Source organism: Streptomyces sp. NBC_00448 (genome assembly GCF_036014115.1).
Taxonomy (GTDB): Bacteria; Actinomycetota; Actinomycetes; order Streptomycetales; family Streptomycetaceae; genus Actinacidiphila.
On record NZ_CP107913.1, the window covers coordinates 9,105,425 to 9,127,742 of the forward strand.

The 22,318-nt window shown below is 71.8% G+C and carries 21 protein-coding genes; 13 read left to right on the plus strand and 8 right to left on the minus strand.

Going from position 1 to position 22,318, the window contains the following annotated elements:
* Nucleotides 1–254: 254 nt before the first annotated feature.
* The 3 genes from OG370_RS39035 to OG370_RS39045 are packed head-to-tail and all read left to right on the plus strand — an operon-like array spanning nucleotide 255 to nucleotide 4,315.
* Nucleotides 255–1,577 (plus strand): hypothetical protein, encoded by a 1,323-nt coding sequence (locus tag OG370_RS39035; RefSeq protein ID WP_328472875.1) that lies wholly within the window; start codon nucleotides 255–257, stop codon nucleotides 1,575–1,577.
* 50 nt (nucleotides 1,578–1,627) lie between these two features.
* Nucleotides 1,628–3,754 carry a tetratricopeptide repeat protein gene (locus OG370_RS39040; RefSeq protein WP_328472877.1) on the plus strand — a complete coding sequence of 709 codons (2,127 nt, stop codon included), beginning with the start codon at nucleotides 1,628–1,630 and terminating at the stop codon, nucleotides 3,752–3,754.
* 3 nt (nucleotides 3,755–3,757) lie between these two features.
* Nucleotides 3,758–4,315: a flavin reductase family protein gene (locus tag OG370_RS39045; RefSeq protein ID WP_328472879.1), complete on the plus strand. Its 558-nt coding sequence runs from the start codon at nucleotides 3,758–3,760 to the stop codon at nucleotides 4,313–4,315.
* Nucleotides 4,316–4,440: 125 nt separating this feature from the next.
* Here OG370_RS39045 and OG370_RS39050 read toward each other — a convergent pair whose 3' ends face one another.
* On the minus strand, nucleotides 4,441–5,217 hold the full coding sequence (locus OG370_RS39050; RefSeq protein WP_328474836.1) for an AfsR/SARP family transcriptional regulator: 777 nt from the start codon (nucleotides 5,215–5,217) through the stop codon (nucleotides 4,441–4,443).
* Between the two features lie 699 nt (nucleotides 5,218–5,916).
* On the minus strand, nucleotides 5,917–6,639 hold the full coding sequence (locus tag OG370_RS39055; protein ID WP_328472881.1) for a sulfite exporter TauE/SafE family protein: 723 nt from the start codon (nucleotides 6,637–6,639) through the stop codon (nucleotides 5,917–5,919).
* A gap of 338 nt (nucleotides 6,640–6,977) precedes the next feature.
* On the opposite strand from OG370_RS39055, the gene OG370_RS39060 reads away from it, so the two are divergent.
* Nucleotides 6,978–7,388, plus strand: a complete 411-nt coding sequence (locus tag OG370_RS39060; protein ID WP_328472883.1) for a hypothetical protein — start codon at nucleotides 6,978–6,980, stop codon at nucleotides 7,386–7,388.
* A 119-nt stretch (nucleotides 7,389–7,507) separates the two neighbouring features.
* On the opposite strand, the gene OG370_RS39065 is transcribed toward OG370_RS39060, so the two are convergent.
* Nucleotides 7,508–7,993, minus strand: coding sequence for a nitroreductase family deazaflavin-dependent oxidoreductase (locus OG370_RS39065; protein WP_328472885.1), 486 nt, complete (start codon nucleotides 7,991–7,993; stop codon nucleotides 7,508–7,510).
* Between the two features lie 138 nt (nucleotides 7,994–8,131).
* On the opposite strand from OG370_RS39065, the gene OG370_RS39070 reads away from it, so the two are divergent.
* The 5 genes from OG370_RS39070 to OG370_RS39090 all read left to right on the plus strand — a co-directional run bounded on the left by OG370_RS39070 (nucleotide 8,132) and on the right by OG370_RS39090 (nucleotide 12,858).
* On the plus strand, nucleotides 8,132–8,809 hold the full coding sequence (locus OG370_RS39070) for a GntR family transcriptional regulator (protein WP_328472887.1): 678 nt from the start codon (nucleotides 8,132–8,134) through the stop codon (nucleotides 8,807–8,809).
* A gap of 443 nt (nucleotides 8,810–9,252) precedes the next feature.
* A complete protein-coding gene (locus OG370_RS39075; protein WP_328472889.1) occupies nucleotides 9,253–10,278 on the plus strand; it encodes an amidohydrolase family protein in 1,026 nt (341 codons plus the stop codon).
* Between the two features lie 79 nt (nucleotides 10,279–10,357).
* Nucleotides 10,358–11,041 carry a 4-carboxy-4-hydroxy-2-oxoadipate aldolase/oxaloacetate decarboxylase gene (locus OG370_RS39080; protein ID WP_328472891.1) on the plus strand — a complete coding sequence of 228 codons (684 nt, stop codon included), beginning with the start codon at nucleotides 10,358–10,360 and terminating at the stop codon, nucleotides 11,039–11,041.
* A gap of 19 nt (nucleotides 11,042–11,060) precedes the next feature.
* A complete protein-coding gene (locus OG370_RS39085) occupies nucleotides 11,061–11,933 on the plus strand; it encodes an amidohydrolase family protein (protein ID WP_328472893.1) in 873 nt (290 codons plus the stop codon).
* The gene (locus OG370_RS39090; RefSeq protein ID WP_328472895.1) at nucleotides 11,926–12,858 is read left to right on the plus strand and encodes a hypothetical protein; all 933 of its coding nucleotides are present in this window, start codon (nucleotides 11,926–11,928) and stop codon (nucleotides 12,856–12,858) included. Before OG370_RS39085 ends, OG370_RS39090 begins: the two co-directional genes overlap by 8 nt.
* A 161-nt stretch (nucleotides 12,859–13,019) precedes the next feature.
* Here the strand turns inward: OG370_RS39090 and OG370_RS39095 are convergent, their stop codons facing one another.
* The gene (locus OG370_RS39095; RefSeq protein WP_328472897.1) at nucleotides 13,020–13,535 is read right to left on the minus strand and encodes a putative immunity protein; all 516 of its coding nucleotides are present in this window, start codon (nucleotides 13,533–13,535) and stop codon (nucleotides 13,020–13,022) included.
* The gene (locus OG370_RS39100; RefSeq protein WP_328472899.1) at nucleotides 13,532–14,146 is read right to left on the minus strand and encodes a putative immunity protein; all 615 of its coding nucleotides are present in this window, start codon (nucleotides 14,144–14,146) and stop codon (nucleotides 13,532–13,534) included. Before OG370_RS39100 ends, OG370_RS39095 begins: the two co-directional genes overlap by 4 nt.
* Before the next feature lie 301 nt (nucleotides 14,147–14,447).
* Here OG370_RS39100 and OG370_RS39105 point away from each other — a divergent pair, with 301 nt between their 5' ends.
* Nucleotides 14,448–14,867 carry a hypothetical protein gene (locus OG370_RS39105; protein ID WP_328472901.1) on the plus strand — a complete coding sequence of 140 codons (420 nt, stop codon included), beginning with the start codon at nucleotides 14,448–14,450 and terminating at the stop codon, nucleotides 14,865–14,867.
* Between the two features lie 168 nt (nucleotides 14,868–15,035).
* On the opposite strand, the gene OG370_RS39110 is transcribed toward OG370_RS39105, so the two are convergent.
* Nucleotides 15,036–17,681, minus strand: coding sequence for a PA14 domain-containing protein (locus tag OG370_RS39110; protein WP_328472903.1), 2,646 nt, complete (start codon nucleotides 17,679–17,681; stop codon nucleotides 15,036–15,038).
* Nucleotides 17,682–18,059: 378 nt separating this feature from the next.
* A complete protein-coding gene (locus OG370_RS39115; protein WP_328472905.1) occupies nucleotides 18,060–19,793 on the minus strand; it encodes a carboxylesterase family protein in 1,734 nt (577 codons plus the stop codon).
* Nucleotides 19,794–19,897: 104 nt separating this feature from the next.
* Between OG370_RS39115 and OG370_RS39120 the strand changes: the two genes are divergently transcribed.
* Together OG370_RS39120 and OG370_RS39125 are read left to right on the plus strand one after the other, a co-directional pair.
* Entirely contained in the window at nucleotides 19,898–20,659 is a 762-nt protein-coding gene (locus OG370_RS39120) for a TetR/AcrR family transcriptional regulator (protein WP_328472907.1), read from the plus strand.
* 319 nt (nucleotides 20,660–20,978) lie between these two features.
* Nucleotides 20,979–21,581, plus strand: coding sequence for a DUF6000 family protein (locus OG370_RS39125; RefSeq protein WP_328472909.1), 603 nt, complete (start codon nucleotides 20,979–20,981; stop codon nucleotides 21,579–21,581).
* 195 nt (nucleotides 21,582–21,776) lie between these two features.
* On the opposite strand, the gene OG370_RS39130 is transcribed toward OG370_RS39125, so the two are convergent.
* Complete coding sequence (locus OG370_RS39130; protein WP_328472911.1) at nucleotides 21,777–21,974, minus strand: hypothetical protein; 198 nt, start codon at nucleotides 21,972–21,974, stop codon at nucleotides 21,777–21,779.
* Nucleotides 21,975–22,140: 166 nt separating this feature from the next.
* On the opposite strand from OG370_RS39130, the gene OG370_RS39135 reads away from it, so the two are divergent.
* Nucleotides 22,141–22,317 (plus strand): hypothetical protein, encoded by a 177-nt coding sequence (locus OG370_RS39135; RefSeq protein ID WP_328472913.1) that lies wholly within the window; start codon nucleotides 22,141–22,143, stop codon nucleotides 22,315–22,317.
* Nucleotide 22,318 lies beyond the last annotated feature (1 nt).

The following is a 22,318-nucleotide window of genomic DNA, read 5'->3' on the forward strand; positions in this document are numbered from 1 at the left end:
TGGAGGGCCCGCCGAAGGTGAGGAAGCACGTTCCGTTTCCCACTCCAGGAGGTCAGCGATGAAGAAGATCGTGATCCGCAAGGCCGGTCCCGTCCGTCTCACGACCGCGGGCTGCCACACCTACCCGACCGCCTGATCCAGGCCGAGGGTATGCCGCCGTCCAGCAGCCTGCTGCCGGGCGGCGGCGCGCGCCCCCCATCTGCCAGCGGGGCACATCGCCCCCGTGGACGGCCGCGGAGAAGCGAGGTCGAGCGGTGCCGGAACAGATCACCAGCAGTCAGGGCATGAGCAGTCAGGCGACCAGCGGTCAGGAAGTCAGCGGTCAGTCCACCGACGGTCAGTCCACCGGCGGTCAGGCCGTCGACAGCCAGGCCACCGGTCAGAGCACGCGGAAGCCGATCCTCTTCCACCCGCTGGTCTATCTCGATGACGGCGACGGTGTGACGATCGGCCGGGCGGACATCGACTCGTACGCGATCTTCCCGCCGGACGGCGCCCAACTCGTGCGCTGGCTCGAAGGCGGCGCGACCGCCGACGAGGCCGCCCGCCGCTACCGCGACACCTACGGTGAGAGCGCGGACGTCGAGGACGTCCTGGCGGCGCTGGAGGAACTGGGCTTCACCAGGACCGTCGACGAGGAGCCGGCCGAGACGGCCCCGCTGCGGTGGCAGCGCCTGGGCCGGGCGACGTTCTCGCCGTACGCCTGGTTCTGCTACGCGGCACTGGCGGTGACCGCCGTGGTGCTGATGGTGCGTTCGCCCAGCCTGGTGCCGCGCTCCCACGACCTCGTCTTCAGCTCGTACTACTCCCTGGTGAACCTGACGCTGCTGGTCGCGGTCACTCCGCTGATCGCGCTGCACGAGATCTTCCACGCGCTGGCCGGTCGCCGGCTCGCCATCCGCTCACGGCTGTCGATGTCCTACCGCTTCTACTTCCTGGTGGTCGAGACCGCCCTCGACGGGCTGGTGGCGGTGCCCCGGCGCAAGAGGTACCTGCCGATCCTCGCGGGCATGCTCGCCGATGTCCTGGTGCTCTGCGCGCTGGTGGTCCTCGCCGACGTCCTCGGCGGGACGGGCAGCCACCCGTCCCTGGCCGGCCGGGTCTGCCTGGGCGTGGCCTTCGCCACCTTCACCCGCCTGCTCTGGCAGTTCTTCTTCTACCTGCGCACCGACATCTACGTCCTGATCACCACCATGCTCGGCAACGTGGACCTGCACGGCGTCGCCGTGCGGACCCTGCGCAACCGGGTCAACCGCCTGCTCGGCCGGCGCGACAAGATCACCGACCTGAGCACGGCGCATCCGGTGGACCTCAAGGCGGCCCGCTGGTACGCGTGGCTCGTGCTGGCCGGCTACACCATCAGCCTCAGCACCACGCTCTTCGCGCTGCTGCCGGTCTTCGTGCACATGTGCGTGAACTCCGTGGACCGCTTCACCTCGGGCGGGGCGAGCGCCCTGCGGCTGCTGGACTCGGTGGTCTTCCTGGTCCTGCTGCTCACGCAGACACTGCTCCCGCTGTGGATCGCCCTCAGGGACCGCGCCCGCCGCCGATCCGAAGCCGTCCACGTCGTCGCCTGACGGCCGCACGCCCGGAGCACAGCTCACCTCGTCGCTCGAAAGGCAGGCTCATGAGTAGCCACTACTGGATACAGGCGCCGTTGCGCGCCGACCGTGACCGGCTGATCAGGGGTCTGTCGCTGCCGCCCCTGCTCGCGACGGTCAGCGCGCACCGCCACCTGCGCGGACCGTACACGGCCGTCGGGACCCTCCTGCGGTCGGTCGCCCCGGAGGCGCTGCGGCGCGACCCGGAACTCGCGCGGCGGCACCGCATCGAACTCCAGGAGACGACACCCGAACTGGCCGGCCTGGTACCGGCGATCCACCGTCCCCTGGAGGCGAGCGCCACCGGGCCGGTCGCGGTCAGCCGGTACCCCGCGCGACTGCACTCGCTGCGCATCTCGCACGGCCTGGTCGACTTCCTCGAAAGCCACCTCGGCGGCCTCGGCGAGGCCCCGCTCACGCTGGTGGTGCACGATGTCGAACACGCCGACGCCACCGACCAGGAGTTCCTGGCCGTGCTGCTGCGACGGGTCCCCGCCCGGCTGCTGACCGTCGTGGTCGCCACCGGCCCCGACACACCGCCGTCGCGGCCGGGCCCGATCTCCGAGGACCTGCCCCGGGCCCTGCTCGCCCACACCGAGCGGATCACCGCGCCCGGCCGCGTGCCGGAGCCCGCCGCGGCCCCACCCGCCGCCGCGCCCACGCCGGACGAACTCGCCCGCGCCTACGCCGAGTCCGACGGCGTCGCGGACGACCCGGCGACGGTCGCGGCGTACGAAGCCCTGGACCCGGCCCGCCGCGCGGCGCTGCACGACGCCCGCGCCGCCGTGCTGGTCACCATGACCGAAGCCCAACCGTCCCTGCGGCTGGGCGCCTTGGCCTACCACCTGGAACGCGGCAGCGCCCGCGGCACCGCAGGCGTCGAGGCGCTGCGCTGGGCGCAGACCCGCTGCAAGTACCTCGGTCTGTACGGGACCGCCGTGGAGTACGGCGAGCGAGGGCTGCTGCTGGTGGAGGCGGCGCAACAGCCCGACGCCTGGTGGGAGTTCACCCGGGACACCGCGGTCTCGCTCGCGGCGGCGGGCCGGGCCGAGGAGTCCGCGGCCCTCCAGGACGCCGCCCGGCGCACCAGCGTCGACCCGGCCGTGCACATGAAACTCGCCTACGAGACCGGCATGCTCTACGCCCGCCACTTCAGCCCGGACAAGCGCGATCCGGGGCTGGCCAGGGCCTGGATCAACCAGGCGATCGCCATCGCCTCGGTGCTGGAGGACCCGCAGGAGCGTACGTTCTTCTCCGTCTTCAACCGCAACGGGCTCGCCCTCGTCGCCACCCGCACCGGCGGCACCGACGAGGCGCTGAAGCTGCTCGACGAGGGCATCGAGCGGCTGGACAGGGAACTAGGCCTCGGCGAGCGCAGCTGGCACCGGGTGGGGCTGCGCTACAACCGGGCCCAGGTCCACACGATGAGCGGCCGGCTGGAGGAGGCACTGGCGGACTACGCCATCGTGATGGCCATCGACGACGACTTCTCCGACCACTACTTCAACCGCGGCAACATCCTGCGCCGCCTGGGCCGTACCGAAGAGGCGCTCGCCGACTACGAGCACGCGCTGACACTGGAACCACCCTTCCCCGAGGCGCACTACAACTGCGGCGACGCCCGGCTGGAGCTCGGGGACATCGAGGGCGCGCTCGCCGAGTTCGACCGCACCCTGGTGCTGGACCCCGGCAATGTGGACGCGCTGCTGAACCGGGCGGGGGCGCACGCCGAACTCGGCGACCAGCACGCCGCGCTGCGCGATGTCGCGGCGGGCCTCGACGTGGACCCCGGCAACGCCCATCTGCTCACGCTCAAGGGCCGGTTGCTGGCCGAGCAGGGCGAATCGGGACCCGCGCTCGACGCGCTCGGCGCGGCTCTGGAAAGCGCCCCCGACCTCGCCGAGGCATGGGCGGTCAGGGCCGAGATCGCCTTCGGCGCGGGCGATCTGGACCGGGCGACGGCCGACTTCGACCGGGCGGTCGGAATCGGCGGCGGCGCCGCCATCCGCTACAACCGGGGCCTGGTGCACGAGGCGGCGGGCCGGTTCGCCGACGCCGTGAGCGACTTCGCGGCAGTGCTGGCGGAGACCGACGACGAGGAGGCCCGTGTCCACCACGCCTCGTGCCTGCGCGCCGAGCGGGCCGGGGTGTAGGCGGTGCCGCCGGGAGGGGACGCGGTACTGACCGCGGTCTTCACCGAGAGCATGGCCCGGCTCGCGTCCGCGGTGGCCGTGGTCACCGTACGGCAGGCCGACGGCGCGCCGTGCGGGCTGCTGGTCTCCTCGGTCTGCTCCTACAGCGTGGCGCCGCCCTCCGTGCTGGTCGCCGTCGCCGAGTCCGCCCGCGCCTGCCCGGCGCTGGTGGTCGGCGCGGCCTTCGGCGTCCATCTGCTGAGCGGTGCGGACCGCGCGACGGCCGAGCTCTTCGCCCGCCGGGGCGCGGAGAAGTTCGCCCACACGCGGTGGAGTTGGGACGGGCCGGTGCCGCGTCTCGCGGACGTGCCGTCGTATCTGCGGTGTGTGTCCACCGCGGTCCTCCACCACGGCGACCACGCCGTGGTGGTCGGCGAGGTGGCGCGCTGCGTGCCGGCCCCGGCGGAGGACGATCCCCTGGTCCACTACCGGCGGCGGTTCGGGTGGCGGCTGGCGGCGCCGGAGGACCAGGGGGGCGCCGCGGCCGCGGGGGAGCGGGACCAGGTGGCGGCGCCACGGTGACCGGCTCCCCGTCGGCGCGGACGTCTTCGTCCCGGTCCGCGTCCGCGTCGCCGCTCTCGCGCGGAGGCCCGCCCCCGCCCGGAGTTCCGCCCTCGCCCGGGTCCTCGTCCCCGTCCCGCGGTCCGTCACCGGCAGTGCAGATGCCCGGTCCCGTAGGGCTCGCGTGCCTCCAGGGCGACGAGTTGGGCCGCTCTGAGCCCCGGGCCGGGTTCGATGCCGAGTTCCGCGATCATCATGCCGCGCACCCGGGCGTAGACCGTGAGCGCCTCGGCGCGGCGGCCGACCCGGCACAGCGCCCGGATCAACTGCTCGTGCAGCGACTCGCGCAGCGGATGGGCGGCGCACAACTCGTGCAGCTCACCGATGACATCGCTGATCTCGTGGCTCCTGCCCCGGCACAGCACCACGTCGATGCTGTCGCCGAGCGCCGAGAGGCGTTCCTCCTCCAACCGCACCGCGGAGGAGCCGAGTCGGCCGGAGTGCTCCAGGTCGGCGAACGGGTGCCCGCGCCAGAGTGCCAGCGCCTGGCGGAGCGCCTCGCCCGCCTGCCGACATCGTCCTTCGGCCAGGTGGCGGCGGCCGTCCGCGGTGAGGGTGCGGAACCGGTCGAGGTCGAGCTCGCCCGGTGCCACCCGCATCCGGTAGCCGTTCGCCTCGGTGCGCAGCACCGGATGGTGCCGCGGGTCGCGGTGTGCGGCGCCGTGCTCGGGGTCCAGGGCGCGGCGCAGTCCGGAGACGTACATCTGCAGGGTCGCGGCGGCGGCCTGCGGCGGGCGCGACCCCCACAGCCCCTCGATCAGCCGGTGGGTCGGGACGGGAGCGTTGGCGGACAGCAGCAACAGGGCGAGCAGGGCCCGCTGTTTGAGCGCGCTGGGGGTGCGGGGCAGGCCGTTCCGGAGCATCGTCACCGGTCCCAGCACGAAATAGCGTGGGCCCTCCGCTCTCGTTGCGGGGAGGATTCCGGGTGACGCTGGAGTGAGCTGACTGACCACGGCGGTCTCCGAATTCTAGGAACCGGTCTGATCGTTGCGGCAGAGCTGATCCGATCGATATGCGCGCGCGGACGACGCGCGGAGAACATCCCTAGGCAAGGACGGGAACCGAGGAGGCGACTTCTCGCCGATAAGGCGGGCCGGAGTTCATGTCACGGCCATGGGAGCCAATAGCCCGGGAAATCCACCCCGCGGGCGCGGCCGGCGGGTGAGGGGCGGGCCGACGCACCACGTGCGAGGCGGTGCGGTGCCACGGAGGAACGCACGGCGCGCACGGAACGATGTGCCGGCCACAGTGCCCTCCCTCGAAAGAGACGTTCCCCGTGTGAGCTGATGTGGATGGAACTCTCCCACATGCCAGCCATGGCACAAAGCTGGATTCAAGACAAAAGAAGATTTGCGCCATTCCTGACATTCGATCTTGGCGGAGCGTCGACTCCCCTTGTGGGCAGCCCATTTCGTGGCCCGGAAAATCCTCGGCAGCAATGGTCGAAGGTTCCGGATGCGCTGTCCGCTGTCTCGAAATACGGCAATCCGAGCGCCGGGCCGGTGGCCGCCGGGCCGGCCGTCGAACGCCGGCTCGACCCGCGCGCGGGAGGGCGGGCTCGTTCACCGCAGCGCGAGCAGCATTCCCACCGAGCCGACGACGAGCACCGCGTCGACGAGAAGCTCGAAGGTGCGTACGCGAAGCCGCCGTACGACCCACTTGCCGCACATGGAGCCGGTGAGCAGGGCCACCCCGATGACGAGACCGCGGGTGACGACGGGCGGCGCGAGGACGCCGGCGGTGTCGAACGTCGCGAGCTTGCCCGCGTAGAGCAGCACCGCGCTCGCCGCCTCGGAACCCAGGAACGCGCCACCGGTCATCCCGTATCCGGTGAACACCGGCACGCTGAGCGGCCCGGTGGACAGGACCAGCCCGGTGAGGAAACCGACGAACGCCCCCGCGAGCGCCATGTGCCACAGCCGGATACGGATACGTGAGCGCCGGATCAGGCGACGGATCGGGATCATCGCCAGGAAGAACACGGCCAGGAAGACATCGACGGCGGCCGGGGGGATCGTCAGCAGGGTGTGGGCGCCGAGCACGGCGCCGGGCACGCCGGTCAGCGAGTACGCGAGCACCGGCCGCCAGCGGATCTCGCGCCACCAGGCGATCACCCGCCCGAGGTTGCCGAACACCGAGGCGATCGCCATCACCGGTACGGCGACCCGCGGCCCGTACAGCACGACGAGCACCGGCAGGAGGACCAGCGAGGAGCCGGTGCCGACGACGCCGCTGAGGACGCCGGCGGCGAGGGCGAGGCACGAGAGAAGGGACAGCGCGAGCATGCGGGAGGACCGTTTCTGTCCCGTCGCGGGCGCGAGCGGAACCGATCCTCCAGGCTTTTGTCCTTTGAGATGACCGCGCCCCGATCGGCGGTACGCGGTGGCGCCGCTCGGACCAGCCGTGCCACCCGGCACCGGAACCCTAGGCGCTGTCGAACGCGATGCTAGCCGACCCCCCTTCGGGCGCCGCGCGGGGGAACGACGGGGAGCCGGCCGGCGGGCGGATCTCGGGGCCGTCAGCCGCGCGTTTTCCGTGGGAGGAAAAGGGCTGTTCGCGAGGTTCGGGCCGGTGTCAGCCTTGGTGCGTCCGAGGACGAATCTTCACCATCGGGGAGGAAGACATGCGTGTGAACAAACGGATCACCGGCGTTCTCGCTGCCTGCGGTCTGGGCGGTGCCGCCGTCCTGGTGAGCGCCGGCAGCGCACAGGCCGCGACGAACTGCACGCTGGGCGGGGGAGGCCATCCCGACTGGCACACCTGCCACAACGTCGTCGGCGCCACGGTGTACGGCGGCCAGGGGCCCGGCCCGAAGACCGACGGCACGGTGAACCTCAACGTGGTGTCCGGCCACCTGTACAGCAGCCCCAGCTGGTTCGAGTGCAGGATCGACAACGGCCCGTGGAACGGCGGCGGCCCGCACCCCAACCGCTGGCTGTACACGGAGTCCGACGACGGCGGCTGGGGATGGGTCGCCGACACGGACATCTCCGACGAGACCAACCCGGTGCTGGGCTGCGGCGAGTTCGCGTAGCCGACCCCGGCGGCTGGTCCGGTGCTCTGCTGTTCCGGTGCTCTGGCGCTCCGGGCGAGCGGGTTGTCCCGGCACCGCCCGGCGCGGCTCCGCGCCACCCGGTCGCGGACCGGTCGCGGTCAGACCGACGTCTCTGGTGACCTGGTCAGGAGGAAGACGCGGATCGCGCGGTCGGGGGCCCGCGTGGCGTAGGCGTCGTACGCGGGCCAGTACGCCGCGACCTTCTCCCACGCGCTCCGGCGCTCCTCGCCGGTGAGCAGCCGTGCGGTCACCGCCGTCGTACGGCCGCGGGCGGTCACCTCCGCCCGCGGCTGGGCGAGCAGGTTCGCGGACCAGCCGGGGTGGCGGTCGCCGCCCCAGTTGGAGCCGACCACGACGAGGCCGCCGCCGTGGCGGACGTACAGCACGGGGACCTGCCGGGGCTGCCCGCTGTGCCGGCCGGTCGTCGTCAGCAGCAGGGTGGACAGACCCGCCGCCGCTCCCACTCCAACCCGGCCACGGCTCAGGCCCAGCAGAACGCGGTCGGCGGGGGCCAGGAAGCGACCCAGGGCCGCCCAGGCCCGCGTGGCGCCCGGCTTCATGAGCAGCTTCCGTATCTTCGGCACAGCGGAGGCTAACACGCGTGCGCGCGGCCCGTGTCCGGTGCGGGAGCCGTCTCCGCCGGCCGGCCGGCTTCGGCGTGCCACGGGAGAGGACGGATATATTCCAGGCGGAGAACAGCAGGACTCAGCGAGGCGGTCGCAGTGGCGCAGGACCGGAAGTCGGGGCGGGCGGGGCGGAGCGCGGTGCGGCGGGGCATCCGCGAGGCGCTCGCGGCCGGGGACATGGTGCCCGGCCAGCGGCTGGTGGAGCAGGAGCTGTCGGACGGGTTCGGCGTCACCCGCAGTTCGGTCCGCGAGGCTCTCCAGGAGCTGGCCGCCGAGGGGCTGGTGGAGCTGGTGCCGAACCGGGGCGCGCGGGTGCGCGTGGTCTCGGTCGAGGACGCCGTGCTGATCACGGAGTGCCGCGCGGTGCTCGAAGTCCTGTGCGCGCGGCGGGCGGCCGTCCACGCGACGGCCGAGGACCGCAAGGCGCTCCTCGACGTCGGGGAGCGCATGCGCGCGGCCGTCGCCGAAGGAGCCCTGGACACCTACTCCGCCCTCAACCGCCGCCTGCACGAGCGCGTGGCCGCCGCGAGCGGTCAGACGGTGGCCGAGTCGCTGCTCGACCGGCTCAACGCCCAGATGGTGCGTCACCAGTTCCGCCTCGCCGCCCGCGCCGGTCGCCCCGCCAAGTCGCTGCCCCAGCACCTGGCGATCATCGACGCGGTCGTGGCCGGGGACCCGGACGCCGCTCAACAGGCGACCCGGGCGCATCTCGACAGCGTTCTGGAGGAGTTGCGAGCGACCGCTGACGGTGCTGCCTCGTCCGTCGTCGGCTGAAACGGAGCTGAGGCGGCGGCGGGGGCCGCGAGTGGAGTGGGCCGCATCGCGAGGCGGAACCGGAAGCGCGCCATCTGCGTGTTGAGCCGCTCCAGTTGGCGCTGGGCGACGGCCAGGCCTCCGGCCGGTCGGCCAGGTCCTGCTCCACCAGCCTTTGCCTTGGCACGAGTTCGCCGACCCACAGGGCGCGCCGGATCTGGGCGCCGACGTGGCCCGGCCGCCCCCTTCCTTCGCGTGCTGGTCACCTGTCGCCACGTTCCTCTCTCATGGGTCCGCGCGGCCTGCGGCCCCCAGGTCGGACTCCCTTGGATCGCCCAGCCGGTTGCCGACTTCACCGTTGGCAATATTGTCAGCAATATGATGGACGACTAGCATGCGGAGCGCGACACGACAGACGAACGCCCGCCCCCAGCAGCCCTCACGACCAGCGAGGAGAGGCCGCGTTGATCATCGACTGCCACGGCCACTACACGACCGCTCCCGTCGCACTGGGCGAGTGGCGCGAGCGCCAGATCCAGGCCCTGGCCGGCGACGGTGAGCCGCCGCGGCCCTCCGACCTGCGGATCGGCGACGACGAGATCCGCGCGACCATCGAGGCCAACCAGCTGCGCCGGATGGACGAGCGCGGCATCGACCTGACGGTCTTCTCCCCGCGTGCCTCGTTCATGGCCCACCACATCGGCGACTTCGCCGTGTCGGAGGCATGGGCGCGGCGCTGCAACGACCTGTGCGCCCGTGTCGCCGAGCTGTTCCCCGACCGCTTCGCGCCCGCCGCGATGCTGCCGCAGTCACCCGGGGCCGCCCCGGCCGGCTGCGTCCCCGAACTCGTCCGCGCGGTCGAGGAGTTGGGCGCCGTCGCGGTCAACCTCAACCCCGACCCCTCCGGCGGCCACTGGACGGCGCCGCCGCTGACCGACCGCTCCTGGTACCCGCTCTACGAGAAGATCGTCGAACTCGACGTACCGGTGATGGTGCACGTGAGCACCAGCGACAACCCCGCGTTCCACACCACCGGCGCGCACTACCTCAACGCCGGCACCACCGCCGTCATGCAGCTGATCCAGGGCGACCTGTTCGCCGACTTCCCCACGCTGCGGCTGGTCATCCCGCACGGCGGCGGCGCGGTCCCGTACCACTGGGGGCGCTTCCGCGGCCTGGCCCAGGCGCTCGGCCGGCCGGAGCCGGCCGAACACCTCCTGGGCAACGTCCACTTCGACACCTGCGTCTACCACCAGCCGGGCATCGACCTGCTGTTGAAGGTGATCCCGCACGCCAACGTGCTCTTCGCCTCGGAGATGATCGGCGCGGTCCGCGGCATCGACCCGGACACCGGGCACCACTTCGACGACACCCGCCGCTACGTCGAGCGGGCGGGCCTGTCTGCCGCGGACCTCGCGGCGATCACCGAGGGCAACGCCCGACTCGTCTATCCCCGGCTCGACGCGCGCCTGCGCGCGTCAGGACGTTGAGCCGCGCCCCGGTCCGACGGCGCGTCACGCCGGCCCGTGACCGAAATGCGGCACCGAAGCACGGGAGAAAGGAAGAACCATGCGAGAACTCGGCGTCGTCCACACGGCGATCGAGCGAGCCGATCCCGGCGCCGTGGCGCGGCTGTCCGCGCTGGGCGTGGCGACCGTGCACGAGGCGATGGGCCGGCTCGGACTGATGCACCCCTCCATCCGCCCGATCTACCCCGGCGCCCGCCTGTGCGGCACCGCGGTGACGGTGCTGATGCAGCCCGGCGACAACTGGATGCTGCACGTCGCCGTCGAGCAGGTCCGGCCCGGTGACGTCGTGGTCGCGGCCTGCACCGCGCAGAGCCACGACGGCTTCTTCGGCGAGCTGCTGGCCACCTCCATGCGGGCCCGCGGCGCGCTCGGCCTGGTGATCGACGGCGGCTGCCGCGACGTCGCCGAGCTGGAGCGGATCAGCTTCCCCGTCTTCAGTGCGGCGATCCACGCCAAGGGCACGGTGAAGGCCACCCCCGGCTCGGTCAACGTGCCGGTGGTGTGCGCGAACACGCTGGTCGAACCCGGTGACGTGATCCTCGCGGACGCCGACGGCGTGGTCGTCGTACCGGCCGCGAAAGCCGCCGAGACCGCCGCGGCCGGCGAGGCCAGGGAAGCCGGCGAAGAGACCAAGCGCCGCCGGCTCGCGGCCGGAGAACTCGGCCTGGACATCTACCAGATGCGCGACGAGCTGCGCGCCCGCGGCCTGCGCTACGTCGACTGAAAGGACACCACGCCCGCTCATGCTGGTGATCGACACCCGCACCCACGTCATCTCGACCGACGGCGAGCGCTACCCGATCGACCCCGTCGGCGGGCGCCGGTCGGACTGGTCGCGGGAACACCCGGTCGACCTCGACGGGCTGCTCCGCGCCCTGGACAACGCCGGAATCGACCGGGCCGTGGTCGTCCTGGCCTCCACCGTCTGCGGACACGACAACCGCTACCCGGCCGACTCGGTCGCCGCCCGTCCGGACCGCCTGGTCGGCGTCCACTCGCTGGACGCGATGGCGCCCGACGCGGTGGCGCGGATCGCGTACGGGCAGTCCCGCGGGCTGGCCGGGTTCAGGCTGTTCACCACCGGCACCACGCTGCCCGGGCAGGCCGGCTGGCTCGGCCATCCCGACACCTTCCCCGCCTGGGAGCACGCCGAGGCGCAACACATGCCGATCTGCCCGCAGATGACCGTCGAGGGGATACCGGCGCCGCGCCGCGCACGTGAACGCTTCCCGCGCACCCGCGTGCTGCTCGACCACCGCGCGCGCCCCGACCTGTCCGACGGCCGCCCGTACCGGCGGTCCGGGGCGCTGTTCGAGCTCGCCGAGTTCCCCGGCGTGCATCGGAAACCGACCCACCGGGCCATCGGCGCCGCCCGGCAGGGCACCTCCACGGTGCCGGACTTCCTGGCCGCGCTGCTGTCCGCATACGGCTCCGCGCGTCTGATGTGGGGTTGCAAGGTCCCCTCAGTCGAGGGCGAGTTGGCCGATCTGCTCGGCCAGGCACGTGCGTCGCTGGCGAGCCTGCCGGCCGCGGACGCCGAGGCCGTCTTCGGCGGCACCGCCGAGCGCTTCTCCTGGGGCGCGCGGGCGAGGACGAAGGAGAACGGCGATGCGTGAGACCCGGCTGCGTACCGCGCTGGGCGCCCACCCCATCGGCGACCTGCTGCGCGCGGGCACGTTCACCGATCCTGCCGTCGGCCTGGACTTCGTCCACGTGGCGCCGATCCACCGGGCGTTCGCGCCGATGGTGCGCGAGCAGGCGTACGACGTCAGCGAACTGGCCGTCGTCACCGCGCTGCAGGCGATCGCCCACGGCCACCCGATCGCGGTGCTGCCCGTCGTGGTGGCCGCGCGGTTCCAGCGCGGATGCCTGATCGCGCACCGCTCGCGGCCGATCACCGACCCGACCGGGCTGCGCGGCCGCCGGATCGGCGTGCGCTCCTACACCCAGACCACCGGGATGTGGGTGCGCGGCCACCTCGCCGAGGACTTCGGGCTGGGCGCCGAGGAGTCGCACTGGGTCACCCAGGACGAGGCGCACGTCCCTGAGTACGACGACCCGCGGTTCGTGGAGCGCACGCTGTCCGGCAGCCCCGTCGAGGCACTGCGCTCCGGCGAGGTCGACGCGGCGGTCCTCGGCAACGACCTGCCCGGCGGGGAGGAGTTCGTCCCCGTGATCGACCGGGCCGCCGAGCGGGACCGGGCGTGGTGCGCCGCCCACGGATACGCCCCGGTCAACCACCTCGTGGCCGTCTCGACGGCGACCCTGGAGCGCGAGCCGGCGGCCGTGCGCGGCGCGTACGCGCTGCTGTGCCGCGCGGAGGAGGCCGCCGCGGGTCAGGCCGCCGCGCGTCGTCAGACCCCGGCTCACCGGGCCGACGAGCCACGGCTCACGATGTCGGGCCTGGAACGGCTGAGCCGCCCGATCGAGGAGATCGCCGCCGCCTGCCTCGCCCAGGGACTGCTGCCCCGCCCGCTCGGCGCCGACGAGGTCTTCGAGCCGGTCCGCCGCCTCCTGGACGCCCCACCGCCCGGGACCTGACCCGGCCACCTCCGCCGAGGTGGCGGCGCTTCCGCCCCGACCCCGAACAACTCCACGTCAACCGTGTTCGCCCACCACTGGACGGCGGCGCCCGACAACTGGTCGGCGGCGCCCGGTGATCCCCGCTGGGCCGACCACGAGAGGCCGTTCATGGTCCGGCTTCAGCAGTCGAACACCGACCAGCAGATGTCGTTGCGCAGCCGCTGGTCATCGAGGACGAGCGCGCGGATCGCCTCCGGGAGCCGGTCGCGCTGCCACTGGCACTCGAGTCGTCCCGCGGCCTCGCTCTCGCCTTCCGGTGCCGCCGCCCGTGCGGCCTTGATCGCGTAGGCGGCCGCGCCGAGCTCATGCGCGGCGACGTGGGCGACCGCCCCGGCCTGACCGGCGGCGTACGCGGCATGCCGGGGTGCCCCACGCAGATCCCTGGCTGCCCCCATCGCATGCCCGCCCGCCGCGCGGGCCCGCATCATCCCGACCTCGCCACGTACCCAGGCCCGGGCATGCTCGATCGCCTGGCGCGGTCGCGGGTCCTCGGGCCGGGCCGACTCGAAGAGGCCGAGGACGTGCTCCGCGCAGGCGGCAGCCCACAGGGCGAGGAGGCGGTGATCCGCGTCAGTGAGCGTCCCACCACGGCGGATCGTCACGAAGCGAGGGTCGCGGACCTTCGGGAGGATCACGACGTGCCCTCCCTTCTGTGCGCGTCGGCGCCGCTCGCTTCGGTGTGCCCTGGCGGCCGGTCAACCGCCTGGCGCAGGGAACGGTCCAGGGTGCCCATCAGCCGGGCGACGCGACTGCTGCCGCCCGGCGCGGGCGGGTAGCGGCACAGCACATCGATGAGCACCGGTGTCGCAAGCCGCCGCGACCGTTCCAGCAGGGCCTCCCCGATCGCGGGATCACCGCCCGCCTCCACCTCCGCGATCCGCGCGGCGCTCGCGCCGGCCCGCAGGATGTGGCCGACCTGGCCGGCCTGGGCGATGGGGTGCAGGTACGCGGCCGCTGCGGCGTCACCGGCGGATCGCGCGGCCAGGCGCGCGGCTTCGGAGGGCGCGGACCGGGCGGCCCGATGAGCGTCGAAGGAGGCGACGCGCTGCAGTCTCGTCCTGGAGGCACCGTTGATGAACACCCAGGCCGCGTCGATCGCCGCACGGGGGCGCGGATCATCGGGAACGGCCTGCTCGAAGACCGGCAGGACGTCCTCCGCGTGCCGCACCACGTAACGCGCCACGACGCGCAGTTCGTCCATCGTGAGATCGAAGTCCCCGGACACGGTGTGCGTGTGCTGCGCCATGGCCCCGAATCGTAACCCTGACCGAGCCGGCTCCACGGTTCCGTCGACCGGTTCCCGTCCGGCCGGATGGCCCACGGCCGGGAGCGGCGGAAGGAGATCCGGTGCTCCGAGGCGGGGCCGCAGGCGGCCGGCGGTGGGGCGGTTCGAGTGCTCACCCCATGACCCGGCTGTTACGAGACGGTGACGAGGCATCCACAACGCAATCGTGCGATCGGCCGTCTTATCCGGTGAGAGCACACCAACAGCGCTTATCACGCCTTTGGTTCATACCGCGAAGTTTCACAAGGGAACGGACAGACTCATGGTCATCACCAAGCGGAACTCCCTGCGCGTCGCCGCCCTCGGAGTCCTCACCGCGGCCTCCCTCGCCGTGGCCGGCACCGCGATGGCGGCCACCCCGGCCGCGCACGCCGCGCCCCCGGCCGCCGCGCAGTCGGCGGCGCCCGCCAAGGCCGCCATCACCGCCAAGCCGTCGGTCACCTCGGTCGCCGCATGGAAGCTGTTCCGGGTCACGGGCAAGACCACCGGTCTGAAGGCCGGCAGCAAGGTGACGCTCCAGCAGAAGCAGCACGGCAAGTGGGTCTCCCTGCCCGCCTCCGCGCCCATCACCCGCAGCGGCTCCTACTCCCTGGGCGTCGAACTCGGTCTGAAGGGCAAGAACGACCTGCGCATCGTCAGCGGCATCACGGCTTCCCCGGTGTTCAACGTCACCGTCCGCTAGCCAGCGCCGAGCCGGGGGCGCCCGCAGCGGCCTCGAAGGGCACCCCGGACCGGGTTTCCGACCCGCCCGGCACCCGAGTACGCGCCAGGCCCGGCGGCACTCGAGGTGCCGCCGGGCCCGGCCGGCGACGTCCCCGGTGGGACGGCAGGTGTCAACTGCCGGAAGGGATCAGGACGTTCCCGCCGCGGCACCGGCCGCGATGAGCTTGCGGTTGATGTCCCGCACCGGCCCGGGCTCGACCTTGACGACCTCGCGGTCGTAGGTGATCAGCCCGTTCAACTCGCCTTCGACGTCACTGAGTTGCGTGTACACCGAGCCGGACAGGTTGCCGGCGGCGGCGGACAGCAACTGGCTGGTGTTGTCGACGTAGTCCTGGGTCAGCTCCGCGATGGTCGAGGCGTCGCCACCGTAGTTCTGGCCGCCGGAGACCCCCAGGATGTGGCCGGGCACGTTCAGCGAGTACCCGCCGTGCTCACCGTCCACGGCGGCCCGGGTCGCGTCCGGGGACGGGAACGCGGGACCGTGGTACACGTGGTAGTCGATCAGGTCGCCCTTGCCCGAGTCGCCCTGCGAGGCACAGCAGTTGACGCCGGACGCGGCATCGACCAGCCGGCTCGGGTCCTGCTGCTTGATCGAGTCGGCCAGCGCGCCGGTGGCCTCCTTGGACTGCTCGCCCCAACCCTCGTTCATCATGGTCCAGACGATGATGGACGGGTCGCTGAGGTGCTGGTCCACGATCTCGTGGGCCTGGTCGCTGAACGCCTTGTCGCTGGCCTCGCTCGCGCCGGGCCCGACGTTGCGGCTCGGCATGTCCTGCCACACCATCACGCCGAGCTTGTCGGCCCAGTAGTACCAGCGCGCGGGCTCGACCTTGATGTGCTTGCGCACCGTGTTGAAGCCGAGCTGCTTGTCCAGCTCCAGGTCGGACTTGAGGGCCGCGTCGGTCGGCGCGGTGTAGATGCCGTCCGGCCAGAAGCCCTGGTCCAGGTTGGCCAGCAGGTAGGTCGGCTTGCCGTTCAGCTCGACCTTGTTCACGCCGCCGACCTTGGCGACGGACACCGACCGCATGCCGAAGTACGAGCCCACCGAGTCGTACGAAAGGCCGTCGCTGAGAGAGACCTTGAGGTTGTACAGGTACGGGTGGTCCGGGCTCCACAGCTCCGGGTGCGGGACGCGCAGCGTCAGCTTCCCGCCCACGGTGCCGATGACCGTGCCGACCGGCTTGCTGCCCGCGTACGCGGTGGCGTTCACCAGGGACCACGCGGGGGTGCCGGCGGACGGGCGCACGGTGACGGACAGCGTGTCGTCGGACACGTTCGGCGTCAGGACCAGCGAGTCGATGCTCGCCTTGGCCACCGGCTCCATCCAGACGGTCTGCCAGATGCCGGAGGACGGGGTGTACCAGATGCCGCTGGGGTCGCTCGACTGCTTGCCGGTCGGCGTGTTGGGGTCGATGGTGTCCTTGACCTTCAACGTGAGGGTCTGCGGCCCGCGGCCGGCCAGCGCGTCGGTGACGTCGGCGGTGAACGCCTCGTAGCCGCCGACGTGGTGGGCGACCTGCTTGCCGTTGACGTAGACCCACGCCTCGTAGTCCACCGCGCCGAAGTTGAGGTTCAGCCGGTTGCCCGAGCCGACCCGCCAGTTCTGCGGAACGGTGAACGTGCGCTGGTACAGCGACCAGTCGTGGTGCTCGGCGACGCCGGACAGCGGCGCCTCCATCGGATACGGCACCAGGATCGACCCGCTCAGCTTGCCGTTCGGCAGCGCGGCGTTCTCGGCGGAGCCCTGGAACTGCCAGGTGCCGTTGAGGTTCTGCCACTTGTCACGGGTCAACTGCGGCCGGGGGTAGTCCGGGAGCGCGTTCTCGGGGCTGACGTCCTTGGCCCACCTGGTGGCGAAGTACCAGGTGGAGTTGTTGGTCGCCAGGCCGGAGAAGAGCGGGACCGGGCCCGCGGCGGTGGCCAGGCCGCCCTGCCCGTCGTAGCTGATCCGCACCTTCGCCTTCAGCGCGACGGGGATGTCGGACTTCCCCGCGGTCAGCAGCAGTTGCGACTTGTCGGCAGGGTTGACAACGATGTCGGGCGTCCACCGACTGCTGCCCGCGATGACCGCAAGGTGCTTGCCGAGGTCGGACGGCAGCGAGCTGACCGCTCCGGGCAGTTGCACGGTCGCGGTCTTGCCCGAGGACGTGACCGCGGCGTCGACGGTGGGCGCGGTGAAGCCGGCCGGCAGGTGCAGCGCGGAGTCGGGGATCGCCTGCCGGGTGATCCCGGGGCCCGACCACTCGGTGGTGATGTACGCGCCGCCGTCGCCCTGGTTGTAGTCGAACGCCAGGGTGTGCGGGCCGGCGGTCAGCGTGATCGGCTCGGACTGCGTCTGGACGTCCCAGTCGGTCGTCCAGTGGTCGATCACGCTCGACCCGTCGAGCGACATGCGGAAGCCGTTGTCGCCCTTGATGTAGAACGTGTACGTGCCGCCGGCCGGGACGTCGAGCTGGCCCGTCCAGTGCGCGGCGACGTTCAGGGTCGAACCGGCGTAGTCGCGCAGGGTGGGCAGCAGGTCGGGGACGTTGAGGGAGTTCTCGACGCCGGTGCTGCTGTACTGCGCGAAGTCCAGCGACGTGGCGTCGGAGCTGAGGTAGTAGTCCGCGCGCAGGCCCTGCGGGGTGTCGGCGACGGGCGCCGCGGACCGGGCGGCGGACGCCGGTTCCGCGGCGCCCGCGGTGGTCGGGACGAGCAGTGCCGCGCCCAGCAGCAGCGGTACCAGGGCGGCGAGTCGGCGTCGGTTCGGTGGGCGGAATCTGCCTGATCTCACTGCGGATACACCTCTCCGTGGGAGAACTCGGCGTCCAGGGAACGGCGGAGGAACGGCGGAGGTATATGCCGCCACCGCCATCTTTCCAACGTTGGAAAAGTGGACGGTAGGAATGAAAGCAGGGTGGTGGGGCGACGTCTACCCCCTGTGCAATGACTGCGCAAAGTCGTTTTGGTGCCGTTTTGCTGCAGTGATCTACGGCTCGCGGCATGGAACGCGAAGTCGAATTCGGCGCAGTTGTCGCCCTTGCCGAATGTGGCGACGTTTTGTCCTTCGGCGAACTGCGGGCCACTTCGGCGCACTTCGGCGCCCTTCGGTGAGCGGAAGGGCGCCGAAGGCGAGGTGCCTCAGCGGCGAGGAGGGACGCCGTGGCAGCCGTCAGCCGTCGATGGTCTTCCAGAAGCCGCACTGGTGTTCCTGGGCGAGATCGACCGGTTCCGTCTTCCCCGGTTGCAGTGACTGGACGTGCCGGCCGGTTCCGAATCGGGGCCAGGGCGCCGTGCCGTGGCCGTTCGGGTCGCCCGTGTAGGCGAACCGGGCCCAGTAGCGCACCATCGTGTCCGCGAGTCGGTGCTGAGCGGGTGTGGCCGGACCGGGGAACTGCTCGTCGTCGAAGAGATACTCCAGCTCGCTGCCGTGGAACGCCCCGGTGGGGAAATCGGGTTTCTTGAGGGTGTCGAACCAGGGAGCTTCGGCGTCGTCGAACTCGTAGGCGTAGGTCGGCACGTGCCGGTCCAGGGTCCGGTCCCGGTCGAGGACCGTGCACCCCCAGGCCCAGTCGGTGATGACGGTGGACAGCGCCTCGCCGGGGGAGTGGAAGCGGTCGGCGGGGTAGCGGGCCAGGACGCGGGCCGCGTCGCTCGGGGTGAAGAGGGTCCGGATCTGCTGCCGGTAGCCGGCGTCGGTCGTCGTCTGGCCGGTCGCGGCTTCGATGGCCGCGGTGAACAGGCGGTGTTCGTCCCGGGTGGTTCCCTCGATGACGGGGACCCGGTTGAAGTGGCCGGTGGCGAACGCCTGTTCCGGGCTCACGGGCAGTACGCCACCGCCGACCGCCGGTCCGGACCCGAGCCCGTAGTCGGACCACTTGACGAGTTCGTCCACGGGTACGGCGCGGAGACAGGCCGCTGCTGTCCGGCGGTCGGAGCAGCCGACCTTGGCCGCCAGGTCGAGCCCGTGCCGCTCGCGTTCCGCGCGCGGCAGCGGGAACCAGGTCGCCGGACCCGGTGACCATTTTCGCCCCGTGCACTGGGCGCTTTGCAGGATCGCCTTCTGGAAGAGGCCCGCCGACCCCGGCGCCACGAGATGCGCGCAGACACTGGTACCGCCGGCCGACTCGCCGAAGAGCGTGACGTTCGCCGGGTCGCCGCCGAATGCCGCCGCGTTGCGCCGCACCCACCGCAACGCGGCCTGCTGGTCCTCCAGGCCGAAGTTGCCCGACAGGTGCTTGGCCGGACCGTGGTCGAGCGCGGGATGGTCGAGGAATCCGAAGACGCCGAGCCGGTAGTTGAAGCTGACCACGATCACCTTGCCCATGGCGGCCAGACGCTGCGCGTCGTAAAGGCTCCCGGCGCCGTTGATGAAGCCGTTGCCGTGAATCCACACCATCACCGGCAGACTGCGGGCGCTGCTGCGCACCGGCGTGGTGACGTTCAGATAGAGGCAGTCCTCACTGCTGCTCTGCTGGTCGATGAGCCCTGCTGCCTGTGCGCACCGGTTGCCGGGTTCGGTCGCGTTCCGTACGCCGGACCAGGACGCGGCCGGCTGGGGCGAGGCCCAGCGCAGCCGCCCGACCGGCGGGGCGGCGTAAGGAATCCCCTGGAACATCCGGGTGTCCGTGCCGAGTCGGCCTTCGACCGAGCCGGTGTCCGTCCTGACCACGGTGGCGGGACCTGCTTGGCCACCCCCGGTGTGATGGGCCGCCTGCGAGCATCCGGCCGCGCCGATGATCACGGCGCCGCAGAGCAGAGCGGTCAGCAGGTCCCGTAAGCGCGACCGCGGGGAGGGCTGCGACCTGCGATGGCCTGGTGAGAACTCCTGCTCGGTGGGCCGCTTGATGGGCTGGCCGGTGGGCTGGCCGGTGGGCTGGCCGGTGGGCTGGCCGGTGGGATTCATCGACGTTCTCCTCCTCAAACAGTTCGTGTGGGGTCCACACTAATATAAAGTGTGAGGCACCCACGAAGTCAATGCCCCGCGGACGAGACACGGAGATGGGCCCGATGCCGACAAGTGACGACGAGCGGCTGCCACCTGGCCTCGCCCTGGCGTGGGGGCTGACCGCCAAGACCGGGCGGCTGGGCCGGAAGCCCTCGCAGAGCGTCGAGGGAATCGTCGAAGCGGCTGTCGGGCTGGCCGACGCGGAAGGCTTCGCGGCCCTGTCCATGCCGAACATCGCCAAGCGGGTGGGGCTCACCGCCAACGCGGTCTACCGGTACGTCAGCTCGCGGGACGAACTGCTGGTGCTCGTCGCCGAGACCGCGTGGGGTCCGGCACCGGAGCTGGAAACCGGCACGGAGCTGGAAACCGGCACGGACCGGTGGCGAGCCGCGGCCGCCAGGTGGACCCGGGCGATGATCGAGCGATGCGACACCCATCCGTGGCTGCCCGACCTGCCCATCCGCGGGGCGCCCGCGACCCCGAACCTGCTGCGCTGGACGGAGGTGCTGCTGGAAGCGCTCACCGGCGCCGGGCTGAGCACCGCCGAATCGCTAGGGTGCGCGCTGCTGCTCGACGGCTACGCGCGGCGCATCGCCAGTGCCCGCCGCGACGTGCGCAACAGCAGTGCGGCGCCGGTCCAGTCGGCCGCCGTGGCACAGTTCCTTCAACCACTCCTGCATGAGCACGGATATCCCATTCTGGCGGCCATGATGACGGACAACGCATACGACGACGCCATCGGCGACGACGACGTGGACTTCGGCCTGACCCGAATCCTGGACGGAATCGAGGTCCTGATCGCTCGACGTACGAAGGGCCGCTGAACTGCGGCTTATCCAGCGGGACTTCGGCCCTCCCACCGCCGGTGCGGCCACGCACGCGGCCTGCTGACGGCCGCGAAGATGCGCCCGCCCCGGCAGCGGGCCGGGGCGGGCCGGGCCGGGCGCATCTTCCAGGGGTTTCCGGACGAATCCGCGCTTCTTCGCGGAGTAGTGCCCCATTCGACGACTCATGGCGCGGCCCCCTCGGTGCCGGTCGTGGGGTGCACTCTGCTCGGACTCGGCGTCGCCGGGAACCCCGTCGTGCCCGCTCTGATCCCTTGCCTGCCTCAGCTGCGGGTGCCTGTTGCGAGAGGATGTGGTGGTGATCCGCCACGACCCCGAGATGCAGGCCCTGTACCGCCGCTATTGCCTCCCCGCGCGGCGCTATCTGAAGCTCGGCGGAGCGGTCCTTCGCATGCCGCGCGAGGAGTACGAGCCGTTCGTTCACGCCCTGGCCGCTGATGCGAGGGCTGTCACCGACGCCGAGCTCACCACGCTCTTCGAAGGCAGCTGGCGGGAGCGGCGCACCGCGGCGTGGTTCGCCGCCGTCTCGCGCCGTGACCACTTCCGCGAGCGGCTGGGAGCGCTGCTGCTGGAGAGCGAGGTCTGCTGCGCGGGAGGGGCCTACTGCGTCGCGCTGGCGAGTTTCGGCACCGCACGGGACGCCGACCTGCTCGCCGCCTACCTGGATCGCTACCTGCGTCGGCCCGACCTCGCCTACGACCAGCCGACGGCCATGGGCGCCCTGGCGTACGCCGACTCCGTCCTGCACGGCGACCGGGCCGGGCGCCTCCTCCAGGAGGGCGGCCTGTGGCGGCAGTGGTTCCAGGACGCGCCCCACATGCGCGGCGATGACGGCATCTCCACCTACCTGGGCGGCATCCGCCTCGCCTGCGCCGTCGTCGACGAATGCGCCGACACCTGACCTCCTTGGCTTCTCACCGTCACACCGACTACGGAACAGAGCCGTTCGCCACACAGACCCGGCCCGCGGACGATGCGAGAACGGCGTCCTGTCACCGGGATCTCCGGCTTCCGGACTGGAAGCTAAGGACACCGTGGGGGACGACATGGCCGCAACCGGCATGCGCCTGGTGGCGAGCGGCGAGACCGACGAGGATCAGGAGGAACTCGCCGATACGGCTGCACAGTCGAGGAGACGGCTCCTCGAACTGGCCCCGCCCGCACGGTCGAGGTCGACGTCGGAGGCGGCCCGGGTGAGCAGACCCTGCGGCTCGCCCATCTCGGCGCCACCCATCTCAGGGTCGGCGGCCGGGGCGACATCCTGATCCACGTCCAGGTACGCGACTGAGCACACCCCGAGCCCTTCCCGACCTGCCCGGGCCGACCGCGCAACGTAGCCCACGCGTTCACGTCGTAGCGCCGGCAATCGCGCATTCGCCGGGCCGCCGGGGCGGGCGTAGCGTGGAGCATACGTTCGGAAAGCCGCGATGAGGATTCCTCAGCGTGAGGAGCTGACGCGTATGAGTAAGAACTCCCAGGTGAAGGGCCACCACGGTCTGGGTGCGCGGGGACAGGGAAAGCTGCTCTACTTCCACACCCAGATCGCGCATGTGGTGCGGGAGTCCAAAGACCAGATTCTCGACAAACGTCACCGCCCGCACGATCACCGGCAGCCCAACGGCCACTGGACGTCGTGAC